General features: G+C 65.6%; 25 protein-coding genes. 18 read left to right on the top strand and 7 right to left on the bottom strand.

The window, feature by feature from the left end:
• Window positions 1–26 precede the first annotated feature (26 nt).
• The gene (htpX, locus tag ACQY39_RS22325; protein WP_263562328.1) at window positions 27–902 is read left to right on the top strand and encodes a protease HtpX; all 876 of its coding nucleotides are present in this window, start codon (window positions 27–29) and stop codon (window positions 900–902) included.
• Window positions 903–926: 24 nt separating this feature from the next.
• Window positions 927–1,601: a tellurite resistance TerB family protein gene (locus ACQY39_RS22320; protein ID WP_428510011.1), complete on the top strand. Its 675-nt coding sequence runs from the start codon at window positions 927–929 to the stop codon at window positions 1,599–1,601.
• Between the two features lie 14 nt (window positions 1,602–1,615).
• Here the strand turns inward: ACQY39_RS22320 and ACQY39_RS22315 are convergent, their stop codons facing one another.
• Window positions 1,616–3,877: a molybdopterin cofactor-binding domain-containing protein gene (locus ACQY39_RS22315; protein ID WP_428510009.1), complete on the bottom strand. Its 2,262-nt coding sequence runs from the start codon at window positions 3,875–3,877 to the stop codon at window positions 1,616–1,618.
• The gene (locus ACQY39_RS22310; RefSeq protein ID WP_428510007.1) at window positions 3,874–4,341 is read right to left on the bottom strand and encodes a (2Fe-2S)-binding protein; all 468 of its coding nucleotides are present in this window, start codon (window positions 4,339–4,341) and stop codon (window positions 3,874–3,876) included. The genes ACQY39_RS22315 and ACQY39_RS22310 overlap by 4 nt, the downstream gene beginning before the upstream one ends.
• A gap of 129 nt (window positions 4,342–4,470) precedes the next feature.
• On the opposite strand from ACQY39_RS22310, the gene ACQY39_RS22305 reads away from it, so the two are divergent.
• Window positions 4,471–4,908: a MerR family transcriptional regulator gene (locus tag ACQY39_RS22305; RefSeq protein ID WP_428510005.1), complete on the top strand. Its 438-nt coding sequence runs from the start codon at window positions 4,471–4,473 to the stop codon at window positions 4,906–4,908.
• Window positions 4,909–4,947: 39 nt separating this feature from the next.
• Here the strand turns inward: ACQY39_RS22305 and dtd are convergent, their stop codons facing one another.
• Genes dtd through ACQY39_RS22290 form a run of 3 tightly spaced genes read right to left on the bottom strand, consistent with a single transcriptional unit; the run spans window position 4,948 to window position 7,051 of the window.
• On the bottom strand, window positions 4,948–5,388 hold the full coding sequence (dtd, locus tag ACQY39_RS22300) for a D-aminoacyl-tRNA deacylase (RefSeq protein WP_428510003.1): 441 nt from the start codon (window positions 5,386–5,388) through the stop codon (window positions 4,948–4,950).
• Window positions 5,385–6,296, bottom strand: a complete 912-nt coding sequence (locus ACQY39_RS22295; RefSeq protein WP_428510001.1) for a cation diffusion facilitator family transporter — start codon at window positions 6,294–6,296, stop codon at window positions 5,385–5,387. Before ACQY39_RS22295 ends, dtd begins: the two co-directional genes overlap by 4 nt.
• 29 nt (window positions 6,297–6,325) lie before the next feature.
• Window positions 6,326–7,051, bottom strand: a complete 726-nt coding sequence (locus ACQY39_RS22290) for a hypothetical protein (protein ID WP_428509999.1) — start codon at window positions 7,049–7,051, stop codon at window positions 6,326–6,328.
• 192 nt (window positions 7,052–7,243) lie between these two features.
• On the opposite strand from ACQY39_RS22290, the gene argB reads away from it, so the two are divergent.
• The 13 genes from argB (at window position 7,244) to tatC (ending at window position 15,213) form a co-directional block, all read left to right on the top strand.
• On the top strand, window positions 7,244–8,158 hold the full coding sequence (gene argB, locus ACQY39_RS22285) for an acetylglutamate kinase (protein WP_428509997.1): 915 nt from the start codon (window positions 7,244–7,246) through the stop codon (window positions 8,156–8,158).
• A 70-nt stretch (window positions 8,159–8,228) separates the two neighbouring features.
• Window positions 8,229–8,963 carry a pyrimidine 5'-nucleotidase gene (locus ACQY39_RS22280; RefSeq protein WP_428509995.1) on the top strand — a complete coding sequence of 245 codons (735 nt, stop codon included), beginning with the start codon at window positions 8,229–8,231 and terminating at the stop codon, window positions 8,961–8,963.
• Between the two features lie 119 nt (window positions 8,964–9,082).
• Window positions 9,083–9,778 carry a response regulator transcription factor gene (locus ACQY39_RS22275; protein WP_263518673.1) on the top strand — a complete coding sequence of 232 codons (696 nt, stop codon included), beginning with the start codon at window positions 9,083–9,085 and terminating at the stop codon, window positions 9,776–9,778.
• A 125-nt stretch (window positions 9,779–9,903) separates the two neighbouring features.
• The gene (slmA, locus tag ACQY39_RS22270) at window positions 9,904–10,575 is read left to right on the top strand and encodes a nucleoid occlusion factor SlmA (protein ID WP_428509993.1); all 672 of its coding nucleotides are present in this window, start codon (window positions 9,904–9,906) and stop codon (window positions 10,573–10,575) included.
• 46 nt (window positions 10,576–10,621) lie between these two features.
• The gene (locus ACQY39_RS22265) at window positions 10,622–11,572 is read left to right on the top strand and encodes an ATP-binding protein (RefSeq protein WP_428509991.1); all 951 of its coding nucleotides are present in this window, start codon (window positions 10,622–10,624) and stop codon (window positions 11,570–11,572) included.
• Window positions 11,565–12,032, top strand: a complete 468-nt coding sequence (locus ACQY39_RS22260) for an NUDIX domain-containing protein (RefSeq protein WP_263562339.1) — start codon at window positions 11,565–11,567, stop codon at window positions 12,030–12,032. The genes ACQY39_RS22265 and ACQY39_RS22260 overlap by 8 nt, the downstream gene beginning before the upstream one ends.
• Window positions 12,033–12,058: 26 nt before the next feature.
• Window positions 12,059–12,454 carry a phosphoribosyl-AMP cyclohydrolase gene (gene hisI / locus ACQY39_RS22255; RefSeq protein WP_428509989.1) on the top strand — a complete coding sequence of 132 codons (396 nt, stop codon included), beginning with the start codon at window positions 12,059–12,061 and terminating at the stop codon, window positions 12,452–12,454.
• Window positions 12,451–12,825: a phosphoribosyl-ATP diphosphatase gene (locus ACQY39_RS22250; RefSeq protein ID WP_428509987.1), complete on the top strand. Its 375-nt coding sequence runs from the start codon at window positions 12,451–12,453 to the stop codon at window positions 12,823–12,825. Before hisI ends, ACQY39_RS22250 begins: the two co-directional genes overlap by 4 nt.
• Complete coding sequence (locus ACQY39_RS22245) at window positions 12,818–13,204, top strand: DUF4870 family protein (RefSeq protein WP_428509985.1); 387 nt, start codon at window positions 12,818–12,820, stop codon at window positions 13,202–13,204. Before ACQY39_RS22250 ends, ACQY39_RS22245 begins: the two co-directional genes overlap by 8 nt.
• 40 nt (window positions 13,205–13,244) lie before the next feature.
• Entirely contained in the window at window positions 13,245–13,592 is a 348-nt protein-coding gene (locus ACQY39_RS22240; protein ID WP_428509983.1) for a histidine triad nucleotide-binding protein, read from the top strand.
• Between the two features lie 76 nt (window positions 13,593–13,668).
• On the top strand, window positions 13,669–13,908 hold the full coding sequence (gene tatA / locus ACQY39_RS22235) for a Sec-independent protein translocase subunit TatA (protein ID WP_263518663.1): 240 nt from the start codon (window positions 13,669–13,671) through the stop codon (window positions 13,906–13,908).
• A gap of 52 nt (window positions 13,909–13,960) precedes the next feature.
• Window positions 13,961–14,440, top strand: a complete 480-nt coding sequence (gene tatB / locus ACQY39_RS22230; RefSeq protein WP_428509981.1) for a Sec-independent protein translocase protein TatB — start codon at window positions 13,961–13,963, stop codon at window positions 14,438–14,440.
• A complete protein-coding gene (gene tatC / locus ACQY39_RS22225) occupies window positions 14,437–15,213 on the top strand; it encodes a twin-arginine translocase subunit TatC (protein ID WP_428509979.1) in 777 nt (258 codons plus the stop codon). Before tatB ends, tatC begins: the two co-directional genes overlap by 4 nt.
• 715 nt (window positions 15,214–15,928) lie before the next feature.
• On the opposite strand, the gene ACQY39_RS22220 is transcribed toward tatC, so the two are convergent.
• Entirely contained in the window at window positions 15,929–17,140 is a 1,212-nt protein-coding gene (locus tag ACQY39_RS22220) for a Do family serine endopeptidase (RefSeq protein WP_428509977.1), read from the bottom strand.
• A gap of 33 nt (window positions 17,141–17,173) precedes the next feature.
• Here ACQY39_RS22220 and ACQY39_RS22215 point away from each other — a divergent pair, with 33 nt between their 5' ends.
• Together ACQY39_RS22215 and pdxA are read left to right on the top strand one after the other, a co-directional pair.
• A complete protein-coding gene (locus ACQY39_RS22215) occupies window positions 17,174–17,923 on the top strand; it encodes a Nif3-like dinuclear metal center hexameric protein (protein ID WP_428509975.1) in 750 nt (249 codons plus the stop codon).
• Window positions 17,920–18,987 (top strand): 4-hydroxythreonine-4-phosphate dehydrogenase PdxA, encoded by a 1,068-nt coding sequence (pdxA, locus tag ACQY39_RS22210; protein WP_428509973.1) that lies wholly within the window; start codon window positions 17,920–17,922, stop codon window positions 18,985–18,987. Before ACQY39_RS22215 ends, pdxA begins: the two co-directional genes overlap by 4 nt.
• On the opposite strand, the gene ACQY39_RS22205 is transcribed toward pdxA, so the two are convergent.
• Window positions 18,984–21,452 carry a DUF1631 family protein gene (locus tag ACQY39_RS22205; RefSeq protein ID WP_428509971.1) on the bottom strand — a complete coding sequence of 823 codons (2,469 nt, stop codon included), beginning with the start codon at window positions 21,450–21,452 and terminating at the stop codon, window positions 18,984–18,986. The two genes, pdxA and ACQY39_RS22205, sit on opposite strands and share 4 nt — an antisense overlap.
• Window positions 21,453–21,555 lie beyond the last annotated feature (103 nt).

Below are 21,555 nucleotides of genomic sequence, written 5' to 3'. Positions count from 1 at the left end.
TTATTGAATCTTGGAGTGCTGACACCATGAAACGAATATTTCTGTTCCTGATGACCAACCTCGGCGTCATGCTGGTGCTGGGCTTGGCGGTCCATCTGCTCGGCCTGAATCGCTTCCTCACGGCCAATGGTCTGAACCTGACATCGCTGCTGGGCTTTGCCCTGGTGATGGGCTTTGGCGGCGCCTTCATCTCGCTCTTGATCAGCAAGCCCATGGCCAAATGGACCACGGGCGTGCAGATCATCAACCAGTCGAACGACACCACCCACATCTGGCTGGTGACCACGGTGGAGCGCTTCGCCGAGAAGGCCGGCATTGCCACGCCCGAGGTCGGGATCTATGAAGGTGCGCCCAATGCTTTTGCCACCGGTGCGTTCAAGAACTCGGCCCTGGTGGCAGTTTCCACCGGCCTGCTGCAGTCCATGTCGCGCGAAGAGGTGGAGGCGGTGATCGGCCATGAGGTGGCCCATGTGGCCAATGGCGATATGGTGACCATGGCGCTGATCCAGGGCGTCATGAACACCTTTGTGGTCTTCCTCTCGCGCATCGTCGGCTACTTCGTCGACAAGATCGTGCTGCGCAACCAGAACGACGGCCCTGGCATCGGCTACTACGTGACCACCATCGTCATGGACCTGCTGCTCGGTGTGGTCGCGGCCATGATCGTGGCCTGGTTCTCGCGCCAGCGCGAGTTCCGTGCCGATGCCGGCGCCGCCCAGCTGATGGGGCGCAAGCAGCCCATGGTCAATGCCCTGGCACGTCTGGGCGGCCTGGACCCGGGCGAAATGCCCAAGGCCATGCAGTCCATGGGCATCAGCTCACGCCCCGGCGGCATGATGGCGCTGTTCTCCAGCCACCCGCCGATGGAAGAGCGCATCGCACGTCTGCAGCAGACCGCTTGAAGAACGAATCAGGAGACCTATTCCATGAGTGCACAGAATATGTTGGAGCAGCTGTTCAAGTCGGGCCTGGGCCTGCTGGACGGCAAGAGCGGCGGCGCGCGTGCGCCGGATTGGGGTCAGATCGGCGGTGGCGCCGCGGCGGGCGGTGCACTGGGCCTGCTGCTGGGCAGCAAGCGCGGTCGCAGTTTCGGCGGCAAGGCGCTCAAGTACGGCAGCCTCGCTGCACTGGGCGCGGTGGCCTACAAGGCCTACCAGTCCTGGCAAGAGCTGCAGCAGCAACAACAGCAGCAACAAGCGTACGCTCCGCAGCCTGCGGCCCTTGCCGCTCCTCAGCTGAGCGCGCCGCCCGCTGAACAGCATGGCCGCGCCTTGCTACAGGCCATGATCGGGGCGGCGAAAGCCGATGGCCACCTGGACGCCCGCGAGCGCGGCCTGCTGGAGACCGAGCTGCAGCGCCTGCAGGCCGAGCCGGCCCTGCGCCAGTGGATGGAGGCCGAACTGACTCGCCCCTTGGACCCGGCTCAGGTGGCGCAAGCCGCCAGCAGCCCGGCGCTGGCCGCCGAGATGTATTTGGCCAGCCTGCTGGTGGCTGACGAAACCAGCTTCATGGAGCGCGCCTATCTCGACGAGCTGGCGCGCCAGCTGCAACTGCCCCAAGGCCTGAAGGCCGAACTCGAAGCCCAGGCCAGCGCAGCCTGAAGGGGAAAGCGCCCTCAGGCGAACATCTCGGCCCGCAGCGGCAGATCGCGAATCCGCCGGCCGGTCAGCGCAAACAAGGCGTTCGCCACGGCCGGCGCGATCGGCGGCGTGCCCGGCTCACCCACGCCGCCGGGTGCCGCGCTGCTGGGCATGATGTGCACGTCGATCTGCGGCATCTGCGCCAGGCGGATGGCCTCGTAGTCGGGGAAATTGCTCTGCTCGACGCGGCCGTTTTTCAGCGTGATCTCGCCGTACAAGGCGGCGGACAGGCCGTAGACGATGGCGCTTTGCATCTGCGCCTCGACCGTGTCGGGGTTGACCACCACACCGCAGTCAATGGCGCAGACCACACGGTGCACCCGGACTTGGCCGTTCTGCAGTGAGACCTCGGCCACCTGGGCGCACCAGGAACCGAAGCTCTCGTGCAAGGCGATGCCGCGGGCCCTTCCGGCCGGCAAGGGCTGAGCCCATCCGGACTTGGCGGCGGCCAGTTCCAGCACCGCGCGGTGGCGCGGCTTGTCGGCCAGCAGCGAGCGGCGGTATTCGAAAGGGTCTTGCCTGGCCGCATGGGCCAGCTCGTCGATGAAGCCTTCGGTGAAGAAGGCGTTGTAGGAATGGCCGACGCTGCGCCAGGAGCCCACCGGCACGGGCGTCTTGACCCGCAGCTGGCGCACGCTCAGGTTGGGAATGGCATAGGGCAGGTCGAAAGCGCCTTCGATCTGGTTCTTGTCGGGGGAGTCTGCCGCCATCGAGGGCAGCAGGCGTTCGGTGGTGGACAGGCCGATGGAGGGCGCCGCCACACGGTTCAGCCAGGCCTGCGGCCGCCCTTGCTCATCGAGCGCCGCGACAAAGCGGGCCATGGCGGCGGGGCGGTACATATCGTGCTGCATGTCTTCCTCGCGCGACCAGAGCAGCTTGACCGGCCGACCCTGGGTTTGCAAGGCCAGCAGCACCGCCTCCTCGATCATGTCCAGCTCCAGGCGGCGGCCGAAGCCGCCACCGAGCAGGGGCACGTGCAGCGTCACCTGCTCGCTATCGATGCCAGCCACCTGCGCCGCTTTCCAGCGCGCCAGCGAGGCGGCCTGGGTGCCGCACCAGACCGTCAGATGGCCATCCTTGAATTGGGCCGTGCAGTTGATGGGCTCCAGGGCTGCATGGGCCAGAAAGGGGGCGTAGTAGCTCGCTTCCAGTTTGCGGCCGGCTGTGCTCAAGACAGCTTCGGCATCGCCTTGCTGGCGAAAACCACTGCCTTTGGCGCCGCCATCCACTGCGACCTGCAGCTGGGCGCGGATCAGACTGGAATCCAGCTGGGCATTGGGGCCTTCGTCCCAATCGATGTTGAGCGCGTCAAGTGCCGACTTGGCGCGCCAGTAGCGGTCAGCCAGCACCACCACCGAACGCTCCTGCAAGACCCGCACATCGGCCACGCCGCGGCGGGCCTTGGCGGCCGGGCTGTCGACCTGGCGCACCTTGCCGCCCAGCACCGGGCAATGGCGGATGGCGGCGTAGAGCAGGCCTTCGGGCTGCACGTCGATGCCGAACTGCGCGCGGCCGTTGACCTTGGCCGGAATGTCTGTGCGCGGCATGGGTTTGCCGATCAGGCGGAACTGGCTCGGGTCTTTCAGTGCGACGTCCCGGCGCGGGGCGATGTTCACGGTATCGGCGGCCAGCTCGCCAAAGCCGGCCTGGCGTCCGCTGGCCGGGTGGCGCACCACGCCGGCCTGCACCTGGCAGCTCTCGGGCGCCACGTTCCAGCGCTGAGCCGCAGCGTCGACCAGCAGGGCGCGGGCCGTGGCGCCGGCCAGGCGCATGGGCTCCCAGGCGTCACGAACGCTGGAGGAGCCGCCCGTGACTTGCAAACTCAGCAGATAGCCGACGCGCTGCACCGAGCGCCGGGCCAGGCGCGCCAGCAGGCTGTCATCGTCCGAGCTGAAGGGCAGCACATTGAGCAGCAGGGCGGTGTTGGCATAGACCTGGGCCAGCGGCGCCTGTTCGGTGCTGACCTGGCTCCAATCGGCATCGAGCTCTTCGGCCACCAGCATGGCCAATGCCGTGTGCACGCCCTGGCCCATCTCGGCCCGCGGTGTGGCGACGATGACGCGGCCGTCCGGCATGAGCTTGACCCAGCCGTTCAGGGCAATCTGCCCGCCCTCGGTCGGCAGCGTGGTCTTGTCACCCAGCCTGGATCTGGCCGAGGGCGGGGTGCTCAAACCCACACCCAGCAGCACGCCGCCGCCCAGCAAGCCGCCGGCAATCAGAAAGCCGCGGCGCTTCATGCAGCGCTCCCGCCCACTTGTGCTGCGGCCGCATGGATGCCCGCGCGAATGCGCTGGTAGGTGCCGCAGCGGCAGAGGTTGCTGATGCCTGCGTCGATGTCGGCGTCGCTGGGCTTGGGCGTGCTGCGCAAGAGCGCGGCCGCGGCCATGATCATGCCGCTCTGGCAGTAGCCGCATTGCGGCACTTGCAGCTGGATCCAGGCTGCCTGCAGGGCGGCGGTGATGCGGTCGGGCTCGGCCTCGATGGTGCGGATGTGCTTGCCCTGCAAGGCGCCGACGGGCATCACGCAGGACCGGGTGGCCGTGCCGTCGATGTCTACCGTGCAGGCACCGCAGCTGGCCACACCGCAGCCAAACTTGGTGCCGGTCAGCCCCAGTTCGTCTCGCAGCACCCAGAGCAAGGGGGTGTCGGCTTCGACATCGAGGCTGTGGCCTTGGCCATTGACGGTCAACTGTGTGCTCATGCGGGGCTCATCAGAAAAAGTGTGGGGGCCGGGCTGGCTTGGCGCCGATGCTAAGCTTCAAGCTGGCTTTAAGGTCAAGTGCCCGGCTGAATTTTCTCGGTCGCAAGGGCAAAGCGTGGGTGCGAGCGGATGAAGATCGGCGATTTGGCAAAGCGCAGCGGCTTGGCGGCTTCCGCCATTCGTTTCTATGAGTCGAGCGGCTTGCTGCCGCCGGCCAGTCGCGGCCCCAATGGCTATCGGGTCTATGACGAGGCGAGCGTTCAGCGCCTCTTGTTGATTCAGACCGCGCAAGGCCTGGGCTTTTCGCTGGAATCCTTGCGCAGCCTCTTTCCCGCCCAAGGGGAAGGGCTGCCGCATGATCAGATCTTGCAGAGCATGCAGGCCCGGCTGGCCGAGATCGATGCCATGCAGGCCGTTTTGGCGGCCCAAAGGCTGGAACTGGAGTCGCTGATGCGAGACCTGCATGCCGAATGGCAAGCGGGTCGTTGCCTGCAAATCGCATCAGCAGTGGCGCCGCCCGACCCGATCTCAAGCGCTACACGACGCGTGCGGCAGCAGCGCCGTTGACTCCCGCCGCTGCCACGGCCCCTCGGCCCATCCTGCGCCTCAGCGAATCTGCAGCGGAATCGTCACCGGCCCGTCGTTCAGCAGGCTGACCTTCATGTCGGCGCCGAACTCACCGGCTTCCACCTGGGGGTGCTGGCGCCTTGCCGCGGCCAGGCAGTAGTCGTAGAGGCGGCGGCCTTGCTCGGCTCCTGCCGCGCCGGTGAAGCTGGGACGATTCCCGCTGCTGCAGTCGGCGGCCAGGGTGAACTGCGAGACGATCAGCAAGCCGCCGGCGATGTCTTGCACGCTGAGGTTCATCTTGCCAGCCGCGTCGCTGAAGATGCGCAGCTTGAGCACCTTGGCGATCAGCTTGTCGGCCTGCGCCTCGCTGTCGCCGGGCTCGGCGCAGACCAGCATCAAGAGGCCTGGCCCGATGGCGCCGGTGATGCGGCCATCTACTTCAACCTGGGCGTGTTGCACCCGTTGCAGCACGGCGATCATGCTTGCTTCTCCAGGATCGGTTCATCTTGTGGGTCATCGAAATGCGCCTCCACATCGCTGGGCAGCAGTTGGATGCTGGCACGCAAGCCGGGCACGGCGTCCATCAGCGCACGTTCCAGCGCATTGCGCTCGGCCGCGGCCTGGCCCAGGCTCCAGCTGGCGGGCATGTGCATGTGCAGGTCGAGATAGCGGCGCTGGCCGGCGCTGCGGCTGGCGATGTGGTCGAAGCGGATGTGCTGGGCCTGGGCGAATCGGTCCAGCACCTGCTGCACCGATTGCAGTTCTTCGGGGTCCAGGGCTTGATCCATCAGGCCGTGGCTGGACTTCCGGACCAGGTGCACACCCTCGCGCAAGATGTTCAGGGCCACGACGGCGGCCAGCAGCGGGTCCAGCCATTGCCAGCCGGTCAGCATGACCCCGACCAAGCCCAGCACCACGCCGGCCGAGGTCCAGACATCGGTGAACAGGTGGCGGGCATCGGCCTCCAGGGCCATGGAGCGGTGCTCGCGCGCCTTCTTGAGCATGGCCCAGGCCAGGCCGCCGTTCAGGGCCGAGCTGATGATGGCCAGGGCAACGCCCAGGCCCAGGCCCTCGACCGGCTGCGGGTCCAGCAGGCGGTGGACCGAGGCCCAGATGATGCCCAGGCCCGCGGCGATGATGAGCACGCCTTCGAAGCCGCTGGAGAAGTATTCGGCCTTGTGGTGGCCAAACGGGTGTTCGGCGTCTGGCGGCTTGGCCGCTACCGTGACCATGGCCAGGGCGAAGATGGCGCCGGCCAGGTTGACCAGGGATTCCAGCGCGTCGGCGGCCAGGCTGACCGAGTCGGTCCACCACCAGGCGCCGGTTTTCAAGGCGATGGTCACCAGGGCGACGGCGATGGACAGTTTCAGGTAGGAGGCGACTTGCATGGCGGCATTGTCACCTCCACCTCAGATGCTTAGGGCGTGTCCAGGCCAATGGTCTTGGCCACCTTGCCTTGCTCGTCGAGCATCTGGATGCTGGGCTTGCCATCGGCGCTGACGATCAGCAGCATGCGGGTGCGACCCTGGGCATCCGACAGGGACAGGGCCGAGGCCTTGTCCCGCGTGGTGCCCAGGCGCACGCGGTTGGCCGGCATCACGCCCTTGTCGCGCATCTCCTGCATGGCCTGGCGGCGCTCGGGCGCCTTCATCTTGTCGATTTCGTCAAAGCGCTCCATGCGCTGCTTGACGTCCATCAGTTCATGCGAGGGCTCGTCATTGATCAAGAGGTGGGTCATCGCCTGGCCGCCCTGTTCGGCATGCAGCAACTGCAGCACCTGATCCTGGCGGAAACGGTCGAAGGTCAGGCTCAGGCCGGCATCGGCCTTGCCGGTGGCGCCGACGCTGCCTTTCTGGATCAAGCCACCGCTTTCCGTTCCCTCGTCGTTGACGAAGAGCATGCCGGCAAAGCTGCGCCGGTCCGGGCGCGGGATCTCCTGGCCTTTCCAGGGCGCGCCAGGGAACTGCGTGCGATTGGAGATCACCAGGCGCAAGGTGCCGTCCGGTTCGCGCACATTGATGCGGCCAACGTCGATCTCCTCGAACTTGGTCGGAGGCGCCTTGGCGCCGGTCAGCAGGGTGATGGCGATGATGGCGGTCGCGGTGGTGGTGCATCCGCTCAGAAAGGCGGTCAGCTTGGACATGGTTTCAGGCTCCTCGGATTTCGATGTCAGGGTCGCCCTCTCGGGGGCGAGGCGCGATTCTGTACCGACTCGCGCCTGGGCCTGGGCGCGCCGCGACAGACCGACGCAGCGGCGGGATCAGATGCAGGGCCACCCTACAATCTGCGTCAGAACCTGCCCTCTTGAACCCATAGCCGAGCGACGCTGTCCACCATGAAATCCGAGCCCGCCACCAACGCCACCGACATCGGCCACATCAGCCCGCGTGAAAAGGCCGAGATCCTGTCCCAGGCTCTGCCCTACATCCGCAAGTACCACGGCAAGACCATCGTCATCAAGTACGGTGGCAATGCCATGACCGACCCGGAGCTGCAGAAAGACTTCGCCGAGGACGTGGTGCTGCTCAAACTGGTGGGCCTGAACCCGGTGGTGGTGCACGGCGGCGGCCCTCAGATTGAAGGCCTGCTGAGCAAACTGGGCAAGCAAGGACATTTCATCCAGGGCATGCGCGTCACCGACCAGGAGACCATGGATGTGGTCGAGTGGGTGCTGGCCGGCGAGGTGCAGCAGGATGTGGTGGGCCTGATCAATGCCGCCGGCGGCAAGGCCGTGGGCCTGACTGGCCGCGACGGCGGCATGATCCGCGCCAAGAAGCTCATGATTCAAGACAAGGACGATCCGAGCAAGGAGCACGACATCGGCCAGGTCGGCGACATCGTGTCCATCGACCCCAGCGTGGTCAAAGCCTTGCAGGACGACCAGTTCATTCCCGTGGTCAGCCCGATCGGCTTTGGCGAGAACAACGAGAGCTACAACATCAACGCCGATGTGGTGGCGGCCAAGCTGGCCACGGTGCTGAAGGCCGAGAAGCTGCTGATGCTCACGAACATCCGCGGCGTGCTGGACAAGGAAGGCCAGCTGCTGACCGAACTGACTCCGCGCCGCATCGACGAGTTGGTGGCAGACGGCACCATCAGCGGCGGCATGATCCCCAAGATCGCCGGCGCCATTGACGCAGCCAAGAGTGGCGTCAACGCGGTCCACATCATCGACGGCCGCGTGCCTCATGCGATGCTGCTGGAGATCCTGTCGGATCAGGCTTACGGAACAATGATCCGGTCGCACTGAGACCGGATCATTGTTCCGTGTCTGAACGCCGTGAGGACTTGCCATGATTCGGTCTCACTGAGACCGCCCCATGGCTGATCGGCGCAGTTCCCGGGTCTGGTTCTTCGACCTCGACAACACCCTGCACAAGGCCTCCGGCCATGTGTTCGGGGCGCTCAATGTGGCGATGACCGACTACATCGCCGAGCATCTGGACTTGCCGCGTGACGAGGCCAGTGAGCTGCGCGCCCGCTACTGGCATCGCTACGGCGCCACCTTGCTCGGGCTGGAGCGGCACCATGGCGTGTCGGCCGCCCATTTCCTGGCGCAGACCCATGCCTTGCCGGGTCTGGAAGACCATCTGCACAGCCATGCCCATGATCTGGCGGCCTTGCGCCGCCTGCCTGGGCGCAAGTTCCTGCTGACCAATGCGCCGCTGGCCTATGCCTTGCGGGTGCTGGCCGCGCTGGGCATGTCGCGTGACTTCGAAGGCGTGGTCGCCATGGAACAGATGCGCATGTTCGGCCAGCTGCGACCCAAGCCCGATGCGCGCATGTTCCGCCATCTGCTGGCCCGCCTGCGCCTGCAGCCCGGCCAGTGCACGCTGGTGGAGGACACCCTGGTGCACCAGAAGTCGGCGCGCCGCGTCGGTATGTCCACGGTCTGGATGCAGCGCTGGCTCCAGCGCGCCACCATGGGCCCCGAGGTGGGGGCGCGTTTGCGCCGTCGGCCGGTCTATGTCGATCAGCGGGTGCGCAGCCTGGCCCAATTGAAGTCGGCGGAGACGGCGTGCCGTGGGGATCCGACGTCAGGTTCTTGTGGCTGAATTGCTGATCTGAGGGCTGCGGAGCGTGGTGTTTGGGTCAAAGAAGGCTCAGTCAGTGATTTGAGTTTGCCGCGCCCGCAGCGGCCGTGCAGAATCGGCCGCTTCAACCCGGGGCCTCCATGTCCGCTTTCTCCGTTCTGATCGTCGAAGACCAGCTCAGTTTCCGCGACGCCTTCAGCCGTTCCCTGGCCTCGGTGACCGACATCCGCCTGCTCGGCATGGCCACCGATCTGGCCCAAGGCCGGCAGCTGTTTGACCGCCTGAACCCGGACGTGCTCCTGGTCGACCTTGATCTGCCGGGCGGCAGCGGCATCGAGCTGATCCGTCATGCCGCGCAGACGCGGCCGCAATGCGAGGTCATGGTGATCTCGGTGTTCGGCGATGAGCAGCATGTGCTGTCCAGCATCGAGGCCGGGGCTACCGGCTATTTGCTGAAGGACAGCCTGGCCCTTGATCTGCCCGAGCAACTGCGCTGCTTGCGCGCCGGCGGCAGCCCGATCAGCCCGGTGATTGCGCGCCGCCTGTTGCTGCGTCTGGCACCGGCGCTGCCGCAACATACGGCGGCGTCCGGCTCTGGTGCGGCGGTTGCGCATGCTTTGGCCACGGACGAAGACGCCGTGGCCCTGTCCGAGCAGGAATCACGTGTGCTGCACCTGGCCGCCAAGGGCTTCACCTTCGATGAGATCGCCAAGTTCATGCAGGTCTCCCCGCACACGGTGATGACCTATGTGAAGCGGGTGTATCGCAAGCTCCATGTGCGCTCCAAGGTGGAGGCCATCTACGAAGCACGTCGTCTGGGTTGGTTGCGCGACTGAAGGTCCGATTGACATCGGGAGCGGGGTTCGGCTGTGCCAGAATCGGCCGCGCAGTGGGCTGAGCCTCGCCTGCTGAGTCGCGTTTCCGGCCCGCGTGGTCGGCCACTTTTTCAACCGACCGACCGATGTCAGCCTCCGTGCCCGAATCCACTGCCGTGCCCGTCGAGGCGCCATCGGCTGAGTCCGCCGAAACTGTCAGCACTGCGCCACCTGCGCGCAAGCGGCCCCGCCCGGGCGAGCGCCGCGTGCAGATCCTGCAGACCCTGGCCGGCATGCTGGAGCAGCCCGGTGCCGACCGCGTCACCACCGCCGCTCTGGCGGCCAAGCTCGAGGTCAGCGAAGCGGCGCTGTACCGCCATTTCGCCAGCAAGGCGCAGATGTTCGAGGGCCTGATCGAGTTCATCGAGGGCAGCGTCTTTTCCCTGGTCAACCAGATCATCGAGCGCGAAGGTTCAGGCACGGTGCAGGCGCAGAAGATCGTCGCCGTGCTCTTGCAGTTCGGCGAACGCAACCCCGGCATGACCCGGGTGATGGTGGGTGACGCCCTGGTTTACGAGAACGAACGCCTGGTCGCGCGCATGAACCAGTTTTTTGACCGCATCGAAAGCTCCCTGCGCCAGGTCTTGCGCGCCGCCGCTGAGGCGAACGGCAGCAGCACGCCGACGGTGGAGGCCAATGCGCAAGCTTCGGTGCTGGTCAGCTTCGTCATCGGCCGACTGCAGCGCTATGCCCGCTCGGGCTTCAAGCGCAGCCCGATCGAGCAGATGGAAGCGGCCCTGCGCATGCTGGCACGCTGAGTCGCTTGCCCGATGGGCGGTCGCTACGCGCCTTTAAACTGCCCGAATGTCACTGCTCGATTCGCTTTCCCCCGCCAGCCCTTTGAACAGCTTTCTCAGCCGCGCCGAGGCGCTGCTGGGGCGACTGGAGGCCGTATTGCCCCAGGCCCTGGTCGCCCCCGACTGGCAGGCTGGCGCTGCCTTCCGCTACCGCCGTCGCCGCGGCGCGCCGGTGCTGGAAGCGGTTCGCCATGCGGCCAGCATCCGACTCGATGATTTGCTGGAGGTCGAGCCGCAAAAAGCCCGCCTGCGTCAGAACACCGAACAGTTTGTTCAAGGCCGCCCGGCCAACAATGTGCTGCTGACTGGCGCGCGCGGCACAGGTAAAAGTTCGCTGATCAAGGCCGTGCTCAACGAGTACGCGCCGCAGGGCTTGCGCCTGATCGAGGTGGACAAGAACGACCTCGTCGACCTGCCGGATCTCGTCGACCTGGTCGCTGAGCGGCCCGAGCGTTTTGTGATCTTCTGCGACGACCTCAGCTTCGACGAAGGCGAGCTGGGCTACAAGGCGCTCAAGTCCATGCTGGACGGCTCCATCGCCGCGGCCAGCGATAACGTGCTGATCTATGCCACCAGCAACCGCCGCCACCTGCTGCCCGAGCAGATGCGTGACAACCTGGGCTACCGCCACACCGAGGACGGCGAGGTCCACCCGGGCGAAGCGGTGGAGGAAAAGATTTCTCTGTCCGAGCGTTTCGGCCTGTGGCTGAGCTTCTACCCCTTCAGCCAGGACGAGTACCTGGCGATTGCCGCGCAATGGTTGCGTTATCACGGCCTGGACGAGGCACAGATCGCCGCGGCGCGCCAGCCGGCCTTGGTCTGGGCCTTGGAGCGCGGCTCTCGCTCGGGCCGGGTGGCGGCGCAGTTTGCGCGCGATCTGGCCGGGCGCGGCGCGCCGGTGCAGGAGGCGCCGGCCGTGATTGCGGGCCAGGCACCGGAGGGCCTCGATCATGTCTGAGTCCTTGACCGGAATGGCGCCCACCGACCGCGTGCCGGTCGAGGTGGCCGTGGGCGTGTTGGTCGAGCGCGATGCGCAGGGTCGGGAAGGGCGCTTTCTGCTGACCTCGCGCCCCGAGGGCAAGGTCTACGCCGGCTACTGGGAATTCCCGGGCGGCAAGCTCGAGGCCGGCGAGACGGTGGAGCAAGCCCTGCGCCGCGAGTTGCAAGAAGAATTGGGCATCACCATCGGTGCTGCTCATCCTTGGCAAGAGCTGGTGATGGACTACCCCCATGCCCGCGTGCGCCTGCATTTCTGCAAGGTCTTCGACTGGCAGGGCGAGTTCCAGATGCGCGAGCAGCAGACCATGGCCTGGCAGGCGCTGCCGGTCGAGGTGCGGCCGGTGCTGCCGGGCACGATTCCGGTGCTGGACTGGTTTGCCGCCGAGCGTTCGCACACCGGCCCCACGCACCAGGTCTGAGCCGGCCCGCCACTACACTGCTGCGCATGAATGACGACTGGCTGGATCAAATCAAATGGGATGCCGACGGGCTGCTGCCCGTGATCGCGCAGGAGCGCGACAGCGGCGATGTGCTGATGTTCGCCTGGATGAACCGCGAGGCCTTGCGCCGCACGGCCGCCCAGGGCGAGGCGGTGTACTGGAGCCGTTCGCGCCAGAAGTTCTGGCACAAGGGCGAGGAATCCGGCCACACCCAGACCGTGCATGAGATGCGCCTGGACTGTGACAACGATGTGCTGCTGCTCAAGATCACGCAGAACGGGCACGAGCCCGGCATCGCTTGCCACACCGGACGCCACAGCTGTTTCTTCCAACGTTTTGACAACGGAGCCTGGGTGGCGGCGGACGCTGTGCTCAAGGACCCGGAGCGGATTTACAAATGAACCCCTCCACGCAAGGCAATGACACCCTGGCCAAACTGGCCGCCGTGATCGAGTCGCGCAAGCCCGCCAACGGCGGCGACCCGGCCACCAGCTATGTGGCCAAGCTCTTCGACAAGGGCCTGGACGCGATCTTGAAGAAGGTCGGCGAGGAAGCCACCGAAACCGTCATGGCCGCCAAGGATGGCGACCCGCAGAAGGTCGTCTATGAGGTGGCCGATCTCTGGTTCCACTCCATCATTGCGCTCTCGGCTTTCGGCTTGAAGCCGGCCGATGTTTTGAACGAGCTGGCGCGCCGCGAAGGCTTGTCCGGCTTGCAGGAATTCGCCGCCCGTGGCCAGAAAGCCAAAGGCGAGGAGGAGCCCAATGACTGATAGCACGAACACCGTGTTGCTGGACGCGCAGCAGGAGCAGAGCCTGCGCACCGTGGGTCTGATCAGCTATCTCTTGCACACCGTGGTGGCGGTCGGGGCGGTGCTGCCGGGCGTGCAGGCCAGTGTCTTGCTGCTGCTGATTGCTGTGGTGATCGACCTGCTCAAGCGCGGCGATGCCGCCGGCAGCTGGCAGGCCAGTCACTTCAGCTGGCGCTTGCGCTCGGTCGGCTGGGCCGGCTTTTTGTATCTGCTGACGGCACCGCTCTGGACTTTGTTTCTGGTCCCCGGCTGGATCGCCTGGGCCTTGGTGTCGATCTGGTTCCTCTATCGTGTGCTGCGTGGCTGGCTGGCCATGAATGCCGGCCGGGCCATGGCCTGATCGAACCCGTTTTGCTCGCTTCTTGAATATCCTTACGCTCATGTCACACGATCCCAATTGCCTGTTCTGCAAGATCGCCGCGGGCCAGATTCCCAGCCGCAAGGTCTATGAGGATGAGCACATCCTGGCCTTTCATGACATCAACCCTTGGGCGCCGGTGCACATCCTGCTGATCCCGAAACTGCATCTGTCCTCTCTGGCCGAGGCCACCGAGGCTCATGCCGAGGTGTTGGGCCGTATGACAGTTTTGGCGCCGAAATTGATGCGCGAGTTGGGTGTCACAAATGGCTTCCGAACTGTCATCAATACCGGCCCTGATGGCGGGCAAGAGGTCTACCACCTGCATATGCATGTCATGGGCGGGCCCCGTCCCTGGGCCAAGGGTTGAGGTCGCTCAAGTCCGCGCTCGCAGAACTGTCATGCGCGCCAACTAGAATGGTCGCTTCCATCGCAGGAGAGAAATAATGGGTTCCTTCAGTATTTGGCACTGGCTGATCGTGCTGTTGATCGTCATCGTGGTTTTCGGCACCAAGAAGCTGAAGAACGTCGGCTCTGACCTCGGCTCGGCCGTCAAGGGTTTCAAGGACGGCATGAAGGACGGTTCCAGCAGCGATACCGCAGCCACGCCGGCCCAGCAGGTCAGCAACAGCGCCAAGGCGCAGGATGCCAACACCGTCGACGTCGAAGCCAAGACCCGTTCTTGAGCGCCCGCGCCTTGTTGTCTCTTCGCCGGCCGGCTGAGCGCCTGACCTTCGCATGATCGATTTCGGATTTGACAAGCTGGCTTTGATCGGTGGCGTGGCCCTGATCGTCATCGGCCCTGAGCGTCTGCCGCGTGTGGCTCGCACCATCGGCCATCTGCTGGGCAAGGCACAACGCTATGTGTCCGATGTCAAGGCGGAAGTCAGCCGCTCCATGGAGCTGGAAGAGCTCAAGAAGATGAAGACGGAGATGGAGACGGCTGCCCGCGATGTCCAAGACAGCGTGCAGCAGGAGATCCATTCCGCCACTCAGGCCTTTGACCAGACTTGGGCCGATGTCAGCGGTCGCAGCCAGAGTCTGAGCTCCGACCCTGTCGAGCCGCCCAGCTACAGCCATCCCAAGAAGAACTGGCGGGTCAAGCGTGGCGCCACGCCGCAGTGGTACAAGCAGCGCCAAGGTGTGCGTCGTCATGCCCAATCCGGTGCCGCCCGCGTGGCGCGCTTCCGCCCCAGCTCTGCACGCCGATTTCCATGACCGATTCCCACAAGCCCGAGGACGAACTCGCGGGCACCGAGCAGCCCTTTGTCTCCCACCTGATCGAGCTGCGTGACCGCCTGGTGCGCGCCAGCTTGGCCGTGCTGCTGGTGTTTGGTGTGCTGGCCTTCTACCCAGGCCCGGCGGCGCTCTACGATTGGCTGGCCGCGCCGCTGGTCGCGCAATTGCCCGTGGGCACGACCTTGATCGCGACCAATGTGATCTCGCCTTTTCTGGTGCCGTTGAAGATCACTTTGCTGGCGGCTTTCCTGGTGGCGCTGCCTGTGGTGCTCTATCAGGTTTGGGCCTTCGTCGCGCCGGGCCTGTATTCGCACGAGAAGCGCTTGGTCCTGCCTTTGGTGTTCTCGAGCACCTTGCTCTTCCTGATCGGCGTGGCGTTTTGCTATTTCTTTGTATTTGGCCAGGTGTTCAAGTTCATCCAGAGCTTCGCACCCAAGAGCATCACGGCCTCGCCCGATATCGAGGCGTATCTGAGCTTTGTGATGTCCATGTTCATCGCCTTCGGCGCGGCCTTTGAGGTGCCGGTGGTGGTGGTGGTGTTGGCGCGCATGGGCCTGGTGTCGGTGCAGAAGCTGCGTGATTTCCGCCAGTACTTCATCGTCCTGGCCTTTGTCATTGCAGCGGTCATCACGCCGCCCGATGTGGTGTCGCAGCTGGCGCTGGCGATTCCCATGTGCATCCTCTACGAGGTGGGCCTGTTTGCGGCCGGCTATTTCATCCGCTACTCCAAAGCACCGGACAGCCCAGAGTGAGTGCTTGCAGTTCTGGCCAGATCAGGCGCCCGGTTGGGGCGCCTTTTTTTTGCTGGCTCGGAACAGGGGTGGCGGCTGCGATCGGCACATAGCGGAGGTTTGATGGCCGGGTTTGCCGCGCTGCGGTGGCTCGGCCCGCCGCCGTGCTCATGGTGCCCGGGTCGGCTCTGCGAGCCGACTGCCCTCGCTGCTCACTGCGCGGCTCAGCGGCGCCAAACTCCCTCCGTTCGCTGCGCTCACTGTGGTCAAACAGTGGCGCCGAGTCAGTGCTTGAAGCGCGCTTGAAGCAAGCTTCGGCGCGCGCCTGATCCGCTCCGCTGCGCTCTCGGCCGCGCACAAATCGCCCGTCGTCGGTCCGAGCCACCTCCGAGTGCGACGTTGCCCACTGTCGAGGGGCACATCGATCGCGATGCAAGCGCCCTGCAGGTCGGGCCGCCGTCGGGCGATTTGTGAAGGGCTGAGCAGCGCAGCGGCTTGGGGCGCGCGCGTACTCGCGCGCCTCAAGCTCTGACTTGGCGCGTCTGTCTGAACGGAACGAGCGTAGTGAGTGAAGTGAGTTATGCGCCAGCCCCGAGGCGCGAGCAGCGCAAGGCAGTCGGCCCAACAGGGCCGACCCCGGAACCATGAGCCCGGCGGCGGCCCGAACTGCAGGGCCTCACGAGGGAGAACAAGAAGGCAGCTACGTGCCGTGAGCAGCCTAAGTCTCTTTGCTTCCTTACTCGCGCTCTGCCTGTGGCTTCGGGCGTTGTGCCACGGTGATGGCGATGTCCAGTTGCTGACCCGCGCGATGCACGGTGACTTGGGTGCCAGTCTTGGGCTTGAGCGCCGAGACGGCAGTGAGCAACTGGGCGGGGGAGGTCACAGGCGTGTCGCCGACGCGGGTCAGTACATCGCCCGGCTTGAGACCGGCCTTGGCCGCGGGAGCATCAGCCACCACGCCGCTGATCAGCACCCCTTGCTTGACCGTGACTTTGAAGGCTTCGGCGAACTCAGGCGTCAGTTCACGGGTCTGCACGCCGATCCAGCCGCGTGCCACCTGGCCGTCGCGTATCAATGATTCCATCACCTGGCGCGCCGTGCTGACCGGAATGGCAAAGCCAATGCCCAGACTGCCGCCGCTGCGCGAGAAGATGGCGGTGTTGATGCCGACCAGATTGCCTTCGGCGTCCACCAGGGCACCACCCGAATTGCCAGGGTTGATGGCGGCATCGGTCTGGATGAAATTCTCGAAGGTATTGATGCCCAGCTGATTGCGCCCCAGGGCGCTGACGATGCCGGACGTGACCGTCTGGCCGACATTGAAGGGGTTGCCAATGGCCAGCACCACATCGCCGACCTGCAGGTCTTCGGCATTGCCGAGCTGAATCACAGGCAGGCGCTCGAGTGCGATCTTGAGCACGGCCACATCACTTTCCGGGTCGCTGCCGACCAGGGTCGCGCGGGCTTGGCGGCCATCGCTGAGCATGACTTCGATGTCCGAGGCGCCGTCGATCACATGGTTGTTGGTCAGCAAGTAGCCGTCGGCAGAGACGATCACGCCCGAGCCCAGTCCGGTCTGAGGCCGCTCAGACTGTTGGCCCGGTTGACCGCGGCCACGCGGGCCGAAGTGAAAACGGAACCAGGGGTCAGCGTTCTCATTGGCTCGGCTGGGTGCTTTGCTGGCGGTGATGCTGACCACGGCCGGTGCGGCACGGCGCGCGGCCAGGGCATAGCCGCTGCGTGCTGTGCCCAGCGCGGCGCCGCTGGCTGCGCTGGCGGGAGGGCGAGGTTCGGCGATGTTGAACAGCGGCAGGCTGGAGCTATTGCCGCTGTTACGGCTGCTGCCAGTTGGGCCGGCCAGCCACTGCGGTTTCAGCGTGCTGACGACAAACAGCAGGGCCAGCACCACCGTGGTGGCCTGAGCGAAAATCAACCAAAGTCTGCGCACGTAAACAACTCCTCTGACCCAGGCGGCCCACCGATGACATCAAGACACAGCCTCGAACGACATCTGCATATGGAGCTGAATGTCGATCGTTTCAAGGATTATGGGCCGAACGGTTTGCAGGTCGAGGGCCGCGCCGAGGTTCGCCACCTGGTCTGCGGCGTGACCGCCAGCCTGGCCTTGATCGAGGCGGCGATTGAAGCCGGCGCCGATGCCATCTTGGTGCATCATGGTCTGTTCTGGCGAGGCCAGGACGGCCGCATCACCGGCTGGATGAAGCAGCGTCTGGCACGCCTGCTGGCCGCCGATGTCAGCCTGTTGGCGTATCACTTGCCGCTCGATGCGCATGCCGAGCATGGCAACAACGCGCAGCTCGGTCGCGTGCTGGGATGGCAGGCAGACGGCCGTTTTGGTGAGCAAGACCTGGGTTTTGTCGGCCAGCTCCCGCAGCCTCAGTCCTTGCAGCAATTGGGCTTCACGATCGAGCAGGGGCTGGGGCGCACTCCAGTCTTGGCGCCCGGCGATGGCCGCGAGCTGCGGCGCGTGGCCTGGTGCACCGGCGGAGCTCAAGGCTATTTCGAAGCCGCCATCGCAGCCGGTGTCGATGTCTTTGTGACCGGCGAGATTTCCGAGCCGCAGGCTCATCTGGCCGCCGAGACCGGTGTGGCCTTCATCGCCGCTGGGCACCATGCGACAGAACGTTATGGCGTCCAGGCCCTGGGGCGGCATCTGGTGGATCAGTTTGGTGTGAGTCAGCAGTTCATTGATCTGCCGAATCCCGCATGAATACGGCCCAAAACTTCGGCGCCCATCCTCAAGTCGGCTTGCCGCTGCTGCTGAGCATGGGTGACGTCTGCGGCATCGGCCCCGAGGTCGCGGTGGCCGCCTGGGCAGCGGATCTGTCTGAGTCTGGATTCAGCGACTTGTGCCTGGTCGGCGATGTGTCCGTGCTGAGGCGGGCTTTGGTTTTCATGGGCTTGTCGCTGCCGGTGGCAGTGCTCGGCAGCTTGCAGGAGTTTGTGCAGCGGCCGCCGAATGCCTTGCCGGTCTGGCAGCCTGCGGGCCTGCCCGTTGATTTGGCCGCAGAGCCCCTGGGCCGAATATCAGCCCGGGCGGGCGCGGCCGCGGCCTTGTGCATCGAGGCCTCCGTGCTCGAGATCCAGGCGAAACAAGCTTCGGGTCTGGTGACGGCGCCGATTCACAAAGAGGCTTTGCATGCGGCCGGGGTCGACTTTCCTGGCCACACCGAGCTTTTGCAGGCGCGCTCGGTGCCGCCTGGCGCGCCCCTGCCGCCGGTGCGCATGATGCTGGCCAATGAGGAGCTGCGCACGGTGCTGGTGACCATCCATTGTTCGCTGCGCCAAGCGATCGAACAGATCAACACCGTTCGCGTGCTGGAGACTTTGCGTATCACGCAAGCGGCCTTGCAGCGTGTCGGGATTGCCCGGCCGCGCATTGCCGTGGCGGGTCTGAATCCGCACGCCGGTGAGGGTGGCTTGTTCGGCGACGAAGAAATCTTGCACATTGCGCCGGCCATTGCCCAGGCGCGCGGCGAGGGCATGGAGGTCAGCGGCCCCCATGCGCCGGACACCGTCTTCATGCGGGCTCGCCAAGCGCCAGAGCATGCAGGCGAATTCGATGTGGTGGTGGCCATGACCCACGACCATGGCCTGATCCCGGTCAAGTACTTGGGTGTGGAGCAGGGCGTCAACGTCACCTTGGGCCTGCCCTTTGTGCGCACCAGCCCCGATCACGGCACGGCCTTTGACCTCGCTGGCACGGGACGGGCCGACCCCGCCAGCATGGCCGCGGCCATTCGCATGGCGCGCCGGCTGATCGGTCGCGCCTAGCTCTTGCTGCCGATGGCGGCGAGCTGCTTGCGGGCGCGCGAGATAGCTCGTTCCATCAGGTAGGCGTGCTCGTAAGCGCGCAGGCGTTTGGCTTCGCACAGGCGCTTGAGCATGCGGGCGGTCATGGTGACCGTCTCCTGATGCTTGGCGCCTTGGGTGAAGATGAAAAAGCTGCGGCCGGCGCTGATATGGGCTAGGCGCACCTTGTGCCAGCTGTCGCCGCTGTGCATTTGGTAGGCGAAACCGAGTTGCAGATGGTCGATCAGCAGCTCTCCCTGGCTGGGTTCGGGTGCCTCGGTGGCGGCCGGCAGGCCGTCAATGCTGATGTCCACGGCCTGCAAGGGGGCTTCGGCTTCTTCGCCCAGCACGATGTCCACCGTGCCGTCCCAGTCGACCCCGCTTTCGCTGACCAGGCCCAGGCTCTTGGCCTCTTGCGCGCTCAGACGGCTGCCCATGTCCAGGTCTTGTGGCACGGTGACTGGGGCTTGCGAGGCCGGCAAGTCTTGTTCTTCCGGCGGGGCGCAGCCAAACACGCTGTCCAGTTGCTTGAGTAGCAAATTGGTTTCAAGGGCGGTGGCCGGCACGCCTTTCAAGGACTCGGCGTGCGCGGGCAGCAAGGCGCCGAAGAAATCCTTGCGCGCCGCTTCCGGCCAGGCGATCAGGTCCAGGCCTTCACCGAGGGTGCGCATCAGCGTCGGCAGCTGACCCAGAAAAGCCTGCCGCTGCGCGGTGCCGCCCTTGGGCTGCACGCTCATCACCAGATCGCGGCCGAGCTGGCGGAAGCGCTGATTGCGGTCCGCCGCGCCGCGCGGGTCGCGTGCGGCCAACACGATGGCCTGGCTCCAGACCTGGGCCAGGAAGTCACGCAGGAAGTCCTGCATGGGTACGGCCGCCAAGGCTGTCTGCAACTGCTGGGTGTAGCGCTGCTGCAGACGCAGATCGACTTCCTTGCGGTCCAGCAGATCGGCCAGATCGCCGACTTGGCCGGCGTCTCCTTGCGCCTTCAGGCTGCCGGTGACCTGTTCCTGGATGAAGCGTTCGAGGGTGTCGAGCTTGCTCTCATAGACATCCATGCGGTCGAAATCACCGCTGGCCACTTCCTGCACCAACTCCCGGACATGGGTCAGGAAGTCGCTGCCCGGCGCTTCGCTGAAGTCGTCGAAGGCGCAGGCCAGCGAGGCCATGCGATTGACGAAGCGGCGCACGGGGTGGCGGCGCGAGGAAAAGAAGGTCGAGTCCCCGAGGGCCGCGCGCAGGACCGGCAATTGCAGCCGGGCCAGCAGGCGCGCCATCTGCGGCGGCACTTTGGGGTCGGACAGCACTTGGTCGAACAGGCTGCTGACCACGTCGATGACCATGTGGTCCAGGCGCCCGGTGGCCGCCTGGCGCAATTCGTCGCGGTGAATCTGGATCAGATTGGGTGCTTGCACGCCCTGCCAGGCGGAGCTGCCGAAGTCTTCGCTCCAGCTTGAGCCGCCGGCGGCGCTGATACCGCTGCCACCAAAGCCAGAACTGCTTGCGCCAGCGGCAAAGGTAGAGCCGCCCGGGCCCATGGGGCCCATCGAGCCGGCCGCAACTGGCGCTTGTGCCAGGCGGCGCAGCAAATCCATGAGCTGGCCATCGACCGCGCCCATGCCGCCGCCACCGCCCGACATGCCGCGGCCGCCCGGCGCCTGTCCTTGCGGCTGCTGCCAGCCGCTGGTGCTGCCGCCAGCGCCATGATGGCCTGCGTAGGCGACCCCCGACTGCGAGCGAGGGCCGCCCGAGCCGGAATCCAGCTCGCCGTGGACCGAATGCCCCGACAGCGCCTGGTTGCGGGTGCTGTGGCTGCCTGCCGCTTCGCTGCCGCGAACGCGCAAGTCCTGGGGTCGCAGGCCGCGGCTGCGGAACAGCTCGGCGATATCGGCGTAGCAGGCGCGCATTTCCTGCGTCATTGAGCGGGTCATCTCGTCGATCAGAATCTGGCGGCTGTCGGGCTCCTCGCAGACCGCTTGCACGGCGCTGAGCAACGCACGGGCCACCAACTCAGGCCGCAGCGGGTTGCGGTCACCGGCGCGCAGGCTGGCGACATAGGACTCGACCTCGCGCAGCTCCCATTCACTCTGATGGCCGATCGCCAGGCCAATGCGATCGCCGACCACCATAGCGTCCACGGCGTCGTCGTCCAGCAGGGCCAACTCAGTCCAGTCCTTTTTGCCGGCGCCCGCCACTTCGGCCTTGGGTGCTTGCTCCTGATTCAGCTGCTGACGCAAGTCCTGAGTGAAGCGTTGGCTGAACATGGCCTGCTGTTTGCGGAACAGGAACTGGGTGGCCAACAAGAGATCGCGCCGCTTGGCCTGACCGGCCGACAGCGCCGCCAGGCCCAGACCCTCCGCGCAGCGTTCCGAAGCCTGTTCGGCGGCGGTCCGTATGCGCTGGAGTGCAGCCTCCAAATGAGGGTTGAGTCCGAGATCGGGCGAATTCATGAAGGTGGAGTGGAGGAGGGTGACGCCAGCGTGCCACAAAGAATGAACTCAGTATCGCGCCATAAGCGGCCAATCGCCGTGTAGTTGGGCGCCGACCTGAGTC

Origin of the sequence: Roseateles sp., assembly GCF_965262435.1 — a bacterium.
GTDB lineage: Bacteria > Pseudomonadota > Gammaproteobacteria > Burkholderiales > Burkholderiaceae_C > Paucibacter_A.
Note: the sequence above shows the minus strand (reverse complement) of the source record. Positions and strands in the feature narration are given on the sequence as shown.

Coding starts and splice junctions, on each gene's coding strand:
- pdxA (WP_428509973.1), top strand. CDS start 17,920: ATGAATACGGCCCAAAACTTCGGCGCCCATCCTCAAGTCGGCTTGCCG.
- ACQY39_RS22265 (WP_428509991.1), top strand. CDS start 10,622: ATGTCACTGCTCGATTCGCTTTCCCCCGCCAGCCCTTTGAACAGCTTT.
- argB (WP_428509997.1), top strand. CDS start 7,244: ATGAAATCCGAGCCCGCCACCAACGCCACCGACATCGGCCACATCAGC.
- dtd (WP_428510003.1), bottom strand. CDS start 5,388: ATGATCGCCGTGCTGCAACGGGTGCAACACGCCCAGGTTGAAGTAGAT.
- ACQY39_RS22275 (WP_263518673.1), top strand. CDS start 9,083: ATGTCCGCTTTCTCCGTTCTGATCGTCGAAGACCAGCTCAGTTTCCGC.
- ACQY39_RS22280 (WP_428509995.1), top strand. CDS start 8,229: ATGGCTGATCGGCGCAGTTCCCGGGTCTGGTTCTTCGACCTCGACAAC.
- ACQY39_RS22240 (WP_428509983.1), top strand. CDS start 13,245: ATGTCACACGATCCCAATTGCCTGTTCTGCAAGATCGCCGCGGGCCAG.
- ACQY39_RS22305 (WP_428510005.1), top strand. CDS start 4,471: ATGAAGATCGGCGATTTGGCAAAGCGCAGCGGCTTGGCGGCTTCCGCC.
- tatC (WP_428509979.1), top strand. CDS start 14,437: ATGACCGATTCCCACAAGCCCGAGGACGAACTCGCGGGCACCGAGCAG.
- ACQY39_RS22310 (WP_428510007.1), bottom strand. CDS start 4,341: ATGAGCACACAGTTGACCGTCAATGGCCAAGGCCACAGCCTCGATGTC.
- ACQY39_RS22215 (WP_428509975.1), top strand. CDS start 17,174: ATGACATCAAGACACAGCCTCGAACGACATCTGCATATGGAGCTGAAT.
- tatA (WP_263518663.1), top strand. CDS start 13,669: ATGGGTTCCTTCAGTATTTGGCACTGGCTGATCGTGCTGTTGATCGTC.
- hisI (WP_428509989.1), top strand. CDS start 12,059: ATGAATGACGACTGGCTGGATCAAATCAAATGGGATGCCGACGGGCTG.
- ACQY39_RS22250 (WP_428509987.1), top strand. CDS start 12,451: ATGAACCCCTCCACGCAAGGCAATGACACCCTGGCCAAACTGGCCGCC.
- ACQY39_RS22290 (WP_428509999.1), bottom strand. CDS start 7,051: ATGTCCAAGCTGACCGCCTTTCTGAGCGGATGCACCACCACCGCGACC.
- ACQY39_RS22315 (WP_428510009.1), bottom strand. CDS start 3,877: ATGAAGCGCCGCGGCTTTCTGATTGCCGGCGGCTTGCTGGGCGGCGGC.
- ACQY39_RS22205 (WP_428509971.1), bottom strand. CDS start 21,452: ATGAATTCGCCCGATCTCGGACTCAACCCTCATTTGGAGGCTGCACTC.
- ACQY39_RS22260 (WP_263562339.1), top strand. CDS start 11,565: ATGTCTGAGTCCTTGACCGGAATGGCGCCCACCGACCGCGTGCCGGTC.
- ACQY39_RS22320 (WP_428510011.1), top strand. CDS start 927: ATGAGTGCACAGAATATGTTGGAGCAGCTGTTCAAGTCGGGCCTGGGC.
- tatB (WP_428509981.1), top strand. CDS start 13,961: ATGATCGATTTCGGATTTGACAAGCTGGCTTTGATCGGTGGCGTGGCC.
- ACQY39_RS22295 (WP_428510001.1), bottom strand. CDS start 6,296: ATGCAAGTCGCCTCCTACCTGAAACTGTCCATCGCCGTCGCCCTGGTG.
- ACQY39_RS22245 (WP_428509985.1), top strand. CDS start 12,818: ATGACTGATAGCACGAACACCGTGTTGCTGGACGCGCAGCAGGAGCAG.
- slmA (WP_428509993.1), top strand. CDS start 9,904: ATGTCAGCCTCCGTGCCCGAATCCACTGCCGTGCCCGTCGAGGCGCCA.
- htpX (WP_263562328.1), top strand. CDS start 27: ATGAAACGAATATTTCTGTTCCTGATGACCAACCTCGGCGTCATGCTG.